Source organism: Corynebacterium kozikiae, assembly GCF_024580965.1.
Lineage (GTDB): Bacteria > Actinomycetota > Actinomycetes > Mycobacteriales > Mycobacteriaceae > Corynebacterium > Corynebacterium kozikiae.
This window is the reverse complement of sequence record NZ_JANIKJ010000034.1, coordinates 1-8,586: the sequence shown is the minus strand read 5'-3', so window position 1 is coordinate 8,586 and position 8,586 is coordinate 1. Positions and strand designations below refer to the sequence as shown.

Here is an 8,586-nt window from a genome sequence, read left to right as displayed (position 1 = left end):
CAGGTTCGCGGCCTCACGCCGGTACTCCGGCGTGTACTTCTTGCGCTGTTGACTCACAATGAACATCCTCTCCTACGGACACAAGATCCGTACAAATAGGGTGTCCACTAAACGAGGGTAACCTCACGACAGCCAAGCGTCGGCAGTTTGAGCGAGAGGTCTCATGGGAGGCAGGTGAACTCATCGGCAAGCTCTACTCACTATTGCTCAAGCAGTTCTCCAACCCTGAAAGTGAGGCGGTCAAGCACTCGCTTAACGTCTTGGCTGTTCGTTTGGTGTTCTGCTTGTATGCCGAAGACGCTGAGATCTTCCCGAAGAACTCCTTTCACGACTACCTCGCAGGCAAGGATCCCAACTCTGTCCGACGTGCTCTACAGATCCTCTTCCAGCACCTCAATACTCCTACCGAGAAGCAGGACAAGTATGATGCTGAGCTCATGAAGTTCCCGTACGTCAATGGTGGTCTGTTCGCTGATGATGTGGAGATTCCGAGTTTCACTCAAGAAATAGTGGATCTACTCGTAGATGAGGTCTCAGGAGGAACAGACTGGTCGAGAATCAGTCCGACAATCTTCGGCGGTGTCTTTGAGTCCACGCTGAACCCCGAGACTCGGCGCAAGGGCGGAATGCACTACACCAGCCCTGAAAACATTCACCGTGTGATCGATCCTCTGTTTCTTGACGCGCTCGAGGTGGAGTTGGAGTCCATCGTCACGATGCCGAAAGGAACACGTAAAGAGATCAATGCTCGCACCAAGGCACTCAAGACCTTTCAAGGCAAGATCGCAAGCCTCAACTTCTTTGACCCAGCCTGCGGCTCGGGCAACTTCCTTACCGAGACCTTTATGTGTCTACGCAGACTCGAAAATGTGGTGTTGACTCAGTTGGCCAGAGGGCAGAAGTCTTGGGACTTTGAAGAGTTCAATGTTTCACCTATCAAGGTCTCGCTCAACCAGTTCCACGGCATTGAGATCAATGACTTCGCGTGTGCTGTAGCGGAGACTGCTTTGTGGATCGCGGAGCTACAAGCGAACCAAGAAACAGAGATGATCGTGGTTCGCAATATCGAGGACCTACCTCTGAGGGACAGGGCTCACATCGTCAAGGCCAATGCTCTGCACCTGCCGTGGGAGGACGTGCTCGATCCCACGGAGTGCAGCTACATCATCGGCAATCCTCCGTTTACCGGCAAGATGACCAAGGAGCTCAAAGCAGACCGTGCGCTGTGGTTTGGCAATGAGGCTGGCCGCGTTGACTTCGTAGCGTGCTGGTTCCTAGCTGCAGCAAAGTACATGAAGGGCACCACGATTGAGGCAGCACTAGTTGCTACCAATTCCATCTGCCAGGGGACACAGGTTGACCCCATCTGGACACCCCTGTTCTCCATGGGCATTCACATCAACTTCGCACACCGCTCGTTTATGTGGACTACCGAAGGGCGTAAAGGTGCCAGCGTTGTGGTGGTGATCATTAGCTTCTCGTACGTCGAACGTGATCGAAAGCTGCTGTGGGACTACACAGGTAAGAACGCTGAACTTGTCGAGGCAAGTCACATCAATCAATATCTGATCGACCACGAGGACATGTCGGTGGTAAGCAGGGGTACTCCTCTCGATAGCGTGCCAGCACTATTAAACGGCACTAAGCCTGCTGGAAAGCCACTCACATTCACTGTAGAAGACTATCGAGAAGTCGTACTAAAGTACCCGCAGGCCAAGCGGTACTTCAGGAAGTATGTCGGTTCAACAGAGCTGACTAATGCAACGCATCGCTACGTGCTGTGGCTCAAAGAATCCGATCTGCCTGACATTGCGCATATCCCACCAATTGTTGAGCGGCTTGAGATGACTCGAGAGCAAAGGTCGGAGTCGGATCAGGAACAGACCTTTGCGATGCGCAAGACACCCTGGAAGTTGTTCTACATTGGTGACCCGGCAGGAGAGCCATTCATGGTGGTTCCTCGTGTTACTTCGGGTGCTCGGCGCTATTTCCCGATGGGCTTCTTTGAAGATGACACCTTACCGAGCGATGCTGTGTTCTTCTTGCCCAATGCAGATGCGTATTCCTATGGGATCATGACCAGCCGTGTACACAACACATGGCTCGACGTAATTGGTGGAAAGCTCAAGAATGACTTCCGGTACTCGAACCGAATGGTCTACAACACTTTCATCTGGCCCAAGGTCACACCTGCCCAGAAAGCTGAGATCGCGCAATTGGCGCAAGCGGTTCTTCATGCACGGGAGGTGGCCTTCAATAATGGACAGCGAACTCTCGATGAGGTCTACAAGCCGGGTAATGAATGGGCATACCCCGCACTCTTTGATGCCCATAGGGCATTAGATGAGGCGGTGGAGCGTGCCTACAGCCTTGAACCTGGTTGTAGTGAGCCTGAGATCATTACAAAGCTTTACGCCCTGTACGACGATGCCTTGGCTCACGAGAGGTCAAAGAAGCGAGCAAAGAAGAAGTAACCTCGGACATCTACGACGCCCTAGAACCTTGCTCCACATCTATTGGAGCAAGGGTCTTGTCGATCCATCTCACCTGCGAAAAGCGTATCCCAGACCCATCGAAAAAGCACGCGAATTTTCGAATCCCTATCCGGCGCACCGGACAAGACTCACCGATGATATAACGTGTTGCGGACGGGGAAAATGAAGCGGTGTGGTGACGATTGTGAAGCGTTTAGGTGAGCATCGTGAAGCGGTTGTCACCCACGGGCTTGTGGTTGTTACATGGTGACGGTTGGTGCCAGTCTCATGTTAGGGCCGTCGATGATGATGATAATTTCGGCACCTCCGATGAGTCTGTTGAGTAGTGAATCAGCTACGACGCGGTCGGCCCCGTCGTGAAAATCTTGCTGCTATGCGGGAAATCGGTGGGGCAGTGAATGATTTGGCAGATGCTTACCCAGATATCTACTTTGTGCTTTCATCGCATCTGAATCCCTTGGTCCGGCGAGCAGTTCTGCTGGAGGTGAGAATCTGGCAAATGTGGTCAACACTGATCCGCAGCCGTATGACTAGTTCACCAAGTCGCAAGATCGAGCAACGATCATTCCGACTGACTCGCGCGGAGTGCAAGAAGTAGCACCGGCGTTGGGGAAGCCGGTCTTGGTGATGCGGCAAAATACTGAGCATCCGGAAGCGGTCTTTGCGGGTAAGGTCAAATTGGAAGGAACAGATCGGCTGATGATTGTGGCACAAGCGCGTTTGCTTCTTGAGGACACCGCTGCTCCTGAAGCCATGGCTAATGCCGTGAACCCTTACGGTGACGGTCACGATACTGCGCGAGCAGTTTCCGCCATTGCTGAGCAATTTGGAGTAGGAGTGGGAAGATTTTGCGCCGCAGGGGTAGGAGAAATGGAAGGAATCGCTGGGTTCTGTATTCACTAGCTGTAGGCCACCCTAGTTTTCCGATGTCGATATGTCTTGCCAAAGCGTGTAATGCGGCAACGTGAATACTGAATTTTTTGGAAGCCTGTCGCAGTCAAAGATGATATTATTCTCGTAAAGAACTCCTCGTAGTAACGTAGTGCTGGCAGCGGTGTTAGGCTTCCTTTCTTTCCAGCCCGTTTGGACTGGGTCGTGCCTACCAAACTGGCGTGAGTTTCGTGAGGTATAGCGACCTTTTGACACGTGCTGCATCTAAGTTGAAAAATAGAGAAATTACAAAGTTAACTATATCAACCCAAATTAAGGTAATTCTAGGAAGCTTAATAAGAATCGCGGAACGGATTAATTCTATTCACCTAGAATGCCGATTAATTGAATAGAAAGCTACAAAATTTTGGAAACTATCCGCATCACAGATTTGTTCTCCGGAGCTGGAGGTATGTCAGCTGGTTTGCTGCGAGCATCATCTAGATTTCAAATCGCCGAAGCAGTAGAGCTTAATTCAGATGCGTCGGCTACCTTTGCGGCCAACTTTCCTGATGCCATCGTCCGAAATGTGCCGATACAAGATTGGTTGAAGGCATATACCCCGGAAAAGAGTGACGTGGTAGTAGGTGGCCCACCTTGTCAGGGTTTTTCCTCACTTGGAAAAGGAAAATCTAGCGATTTGAATAGCCTTTGGGAATCGTATGCACGTGCAGTCGAGATTATCTCTCCAGATTACTTCATCTTAGAGAATGTACCCCAGTTCCTAAAATCAGAACAATTTAAGGTTTTCCAACAAAGCCTTGAAAGCGGACATCTTAAGAACTACGAGATTGAACCTCCTAGGGTATTGGATGCTTCAGATTATGGAGTTCCTCAGAGGCGGAAAAGAATATTAGTTTTAGGTACGAAAAAGGGTAAGCCTAAGCTTACCTATCCGAGAAAGCTAGAGTCTGCGGAAGTTTCAGTGCGGCAGGCTTGGGTGGGAATTCCTCACGAGACTATTGGAATTGATCTACCCGATCGCTTCGTTTCAGTTAATGGGAATTCGCGTCCTGGCAAATTTCAAACTAACGAGCTGCATCTCTCGCGAAATTACACTGAACTTTCAATGAAGAGGTTTCTTAGCATCCCTTACGGTGGCTCCCGGCACTCTTTGCCGGAATCTCTTCAAGCTCCCTGCTGGCGAGGATTTACTAAAGGGGCATCCGATGTAATGGGGCGCCTACGTTGGGAAAATCCATCAGTTACTATCCGGACAGAATTTTTTAAGCCAGAAAAAGGACGTTATTTGCACCCGGAGGCAAATCGCGCGATTACACACTGGGAAGCTGCAAGGCTCATGCAATTCCCGGACAGTTATTTTTGGGTTGGCTCGAAAACTTCAATCGCCAGACAAATAGGAAATGCGGTTCCCCTTGGGCTAATGGCCGCGGTGGGGGACAACCTTCTCAGGATGTATCGGTAGAATAGGAAAAATTAATGCAAACTGCTCGAGAGGAAATTAAGAAAAACCTCAATATATTAAGGGAGATGCAAGAAAAAAGAATATTCAAAAATATGATCGGCGAAATTAGATTTCCGAAATATAAATCATTGTCTTCAAGTTTCAAAATTGAATTTTCATTCCCGATCACCGCAATTCTAGGACCTAACGGAACAAACAAGACATCAATCCTTCGAGCGATCCAAGCCTGCCCAGAAGGAACCAGTCTCTCTGACTACTGGTTCGATACGGAATTGGACAAGGTTGAACTAGATGCCGATAGTAGTGCCAGCCGTCAATCCAACCCTTCGCGATACATTTATTCGTACGGTCTTCCTAGTGGTGCGAAAGCACAAGTCATCAAGGTTCGCATAAACAATAAAAAACGGGGTGACGACTATTGGGAAACCAGTAAACCCCGGATAACTGACGGTATGGAGCGGGTTCCGGCAGACGAAGACGTTGATCCGAAAGATAGGCCGTTCAAGAACAAAACACGTTGGCTTCCCCTCAAAAAACCTGTTTTATACCTAGATTTTCGGTCTCAAATCCCTGCATACGACATTCAAATGAATTTCACGTGGCATCCGGATTTTGCGGATATGGCTGCGAAGAAGAAAAGAATTAGACGTTACAGCAAATCACTTGCTAGAGCTTTAGCTGGTGATAACGCTGTATCGTCCAAGTATGGTAAAGAACGCGTGCTAAACCCCGTGGAAGAAATTACGGGAAAATCGCTCGAGGCTATCTCCAAGATTCTCGGCAGGCAATACTCAAGTATAAAACTGGTAAAGCATAGTTTTTTCGGCCCAATTGGGTGGACTGCACAATTGACTGCGGACGGAAAGACTTATTCAGAAGCGTTCGCAGGGAGCGGAGAGTTTGCAGTAATCATGTTGGTTTGGCATCTTTCGGCAGCTCGGGAAGAAACTCTGGTGATACTCGACGAGCCCGAAACATCGTTGCATCCGGGAGCGCAGGCCGAACTTCTATCCTACATTATTCAGCAAACTAAGGAGAAGAAGCTCCAAGTCGTCATGGCAACTCACTCCACAACAATTGCGGAGAATCTACCGCCAGAAGCTCGAAAGTTGATTGATTGTATCGGTGACAGCGGAGAGGTTAGTGTAATTGCACAGGCCGCTACTCTTTCTGAAGCTTTTGATCGTCTAGGGAACCTAGACCCAAACTATATTTATGTTGAAGACCGACTCGCAAAAGAAATATTGATGTGGGCGAAACGTCAAAATTCTAACGGGGCAGCGCCTGTTGATAATATCAAGGTACTGCCTGGAGGTGCTGAGACTATTAAGACGACGATCATACCTAGTTTTATAGCATCCGGATTCGATGCGACGGTCATTCTGGATGGAGATAAACGAATTAAGGATCGATTTGAATCAGAGCGCGATTCTCGAACAGGATTCTTGAGATCAAAACCCATGGCTGAATCTTTAAAAAGCGAATTAGAGAAATTAGGTTTTCCAGACGATAATCTTATCCGTAATGGAAATAGGAAGAAGTCACAAAATGCTGAGAGTGTGGCGATTAGGGAAGCTCAAAATGAAGAGGTTCGTAGCAATGCATACGACTGGATCATCAAAAACGTTAGATTCCTACCGGGTATGTCTCCAGAGGCCCTTCTGTATGAACTATTGGAAAATGGTAAATTTGATGACGAAAATACTCCAAATTGTGAAAGCGGTAACAAGAAAGATTATTGGATCGAGGCAACAAGAGAAGATCTAGGTATGAGTTGCGAAGAGAAAGTTACTAGTGACGAAATCTTTAACTTCCAAAAGTCAAGATTGGGAAAAATAAGAAAGTCCGATGGTAATAGTGTCGCTGACATAGTGCAAGACTTACTTTCATTGATGCGCTAATCAGCGGGATAGAGCCGAAACCGTTTCAATTGGTTGGACCGTGCTATTTTATTGACACGTAGACAAGTTTCTTTGGTGAGTCAGGAAAGTGCTCCGGACGAAATCCTAGTGAAATCCTAGTGACTGGCGGCTAATGCTTGTCTGGTTGATAAGATCATGGATATGGCGCTTACGCCGCAGGGTTGGCATGATACGGCTATTGGGCTGTTGGCCCCTGACGCTTTTTACAGGGTATTTGCCTGATGGGTCTGGGTTTGAGCTTGTGCCGCACGCTGTGGCGAATCGGGTGCGCCACCAAGCAAAAGTAACTTGACCTGGATAACCCTATAACTACATTGGAAGACGACATTCACGCCTCCAAACGCCAAAATGTTACCTCAAATGGCGAATACCCTACCAGCAGCTCAACCCAGTGGGAGCTTTCGTGAAGCTAGCTAGAAGGCCAGCCCAGGAGCTCGGGGCCCTCCGCGAGTAGTCTGGCCACTAGCGATGATAAGATCCGGGACACAATCCCAGTAATTGCCTTCCGGGCGTTCCGCTTTTATGGCGCGCCATAATCACTTCGCCTCCTTCCCATCAGGGGCAGTGAACCAAACCTGCTGACGCAAATGAAAGCTTCGCCCACCGACGGCGGAAGCATGCGCCGTTAGGAAAGGGACCCAAACGGGTCGCACACGAATATATCGTGCCCCAGGTCCAACACCAAGGACACCAAACATGGCATCAACCAAGGAAATACGCCACCGATACCACCAAGCCCACTAAAGATTGGAGTGCTCAATTCAACATTCTCATGTTCAATTCTGGATAGATCCCCTCGCAAAGTTACTTTCAGCTGCGTCAATTGGATGCATACACAGCTACGTCGCCCAAATGCTTAATTCGGAAGGAAAGACTGCATACAATGCGATAACCCAGATCGGGTCTGGACTCCAGGAGTGGGTTTCCCTCGGCCGGGCTTTTGACTCAGACAGGGACGAATCCGAAGAGGGTGGCGCATCAGTTAGGTCATGCTGATGTTGCGATTACCTTGGATCGGTATGCGGGTTGCACCGGATTTGAAGAAGTATGAGTACTCCCAGTTCTGCCGAGGTTTGGCCGCATACGTCAAGGCATCAGGGCTTTCTGGGGTCATTGAGCATGATCCCGGGGCTGAGATGTATGTCGATTGGGCCGGCGACAAAATCCCTATCGTGGATCAAGCCACTGGCGAAATTGGATTCAACGCCAGCGTCTTTGTCGCGATCTTGCCGTATTCATCGTTGCTGTTTGTCAAGGCGTTTCGCGATCAGAAGATGGAACCATGGCTGCAAGCCCATGTCGATGCCCTGGAGTATTTCGGTGGGGTGCCTCAGATGGTCGTGCCAGATAACGCGTCCACGGCGACGTATCGGCCGACGAAGAGATCATCCAAGAGGGTCATTCACCCGCGCTATCAACAGCTCGGCGATTTCTATGACCTGATGATCGTGCCTGCTAGACCCCGCAAACCCAAGGATAAAGCTGGTGTCGAGCGTGCAGTGCAGGTTGTCTATAAGCGGATCTTCTCTTACTTCGCTGGCGAGACGTTCTATCACCTTGATGGCCTCAACGAGGCCATCGCTGAACGGTTAGCCGATATCAACATGGTGATGCGCCGGCCGGATGGGACCACGCGCACCGAACGGTTTGAAACCGATGAGGCACCCACGCTTCGACCACTACCAGCTGATTCATTCATGCAGCTGACATGGAAGAAAGTCAAGGTCGACCGGCACTGGCACATCATGTGCGACTACCAGTATTACTCGGTACCGTTTGGCCTGATTGGCCAGCAGCTGACAGTACGGATGAC

General features: G+C 49.5%; 4 protein-coding genes and 1 pseudogene. All 5 read left to right on the top strand.

The window, feature by feature from the left end:
• Positions 1 to 203 precede the first annotated feature (203 nt).
• The gene (locus tag NQ018_RS11120; protein ID WP_257060999.1) at positions 204 to 2,474 is read left to right on the top strand and encodes a class I SAM-dependent DNA methyltransferase; all 2,271 of its coding nucleotides are present in this window, start codon (positions 204 to 206) and stop codon (positions 2,472 to 2,474) included.
• Between the two features lie 373 nt (positions 2,475 to 2,847).
• A pseudogene (locus NQ018_RS11115) lies at positions 2,848 to 3,398 on the top strand (UDP-N-acetylglucosamine 2-epimerase); the annotation flags it as partial.
• 394 nt (positions 3,399 to 3,792) lie between these two features.
• Positions 3,793 to 4,851, top strand: a complete 1,059-nt coding sequence (locus tag NQ018_RS11110; protein ID WP_257060998.1) for a DNA cytosine methyltransferase — start codon at positions 3,793 to 3,795, stop codon at positions 4,849 to 4,851.
• A gap of 14 nt (positions 4,852 to 4,865) precedes the next feature.
• Positions 4,866 to 6,752 carry an AAA family ATPase gene (locus NQ018_RS11105; RefSeq protein ID WP_257060996.1) on the top strand — a complete coding sequence of 629 codons (1,887 nt, stop codon included), beginning with the start codon at positions 4,866 to 4,868 and terminating at the stop codon, positions 6,750 to 6,752.
• A 1,040-nt stretch (positions 6,753 to 7,792) separates the two neighbouring features.
• Positions 7,793 to 8,586: IS21 family transposase (gene istA, locus NQ018_RS11100; protein WP_257060995.1), on the top strand; the 794-nt coding region annotated here is incomplete at its 3' end.

Coding starts and splice junctions, on each gene's coding strand:
- NQ018_RS11105 (WP_257060996.1), top strand. CDS start 4,866: ATGCAAACTGCTCGAGAGGAAATTAAGAAAAACCTCAATATATTAAGG.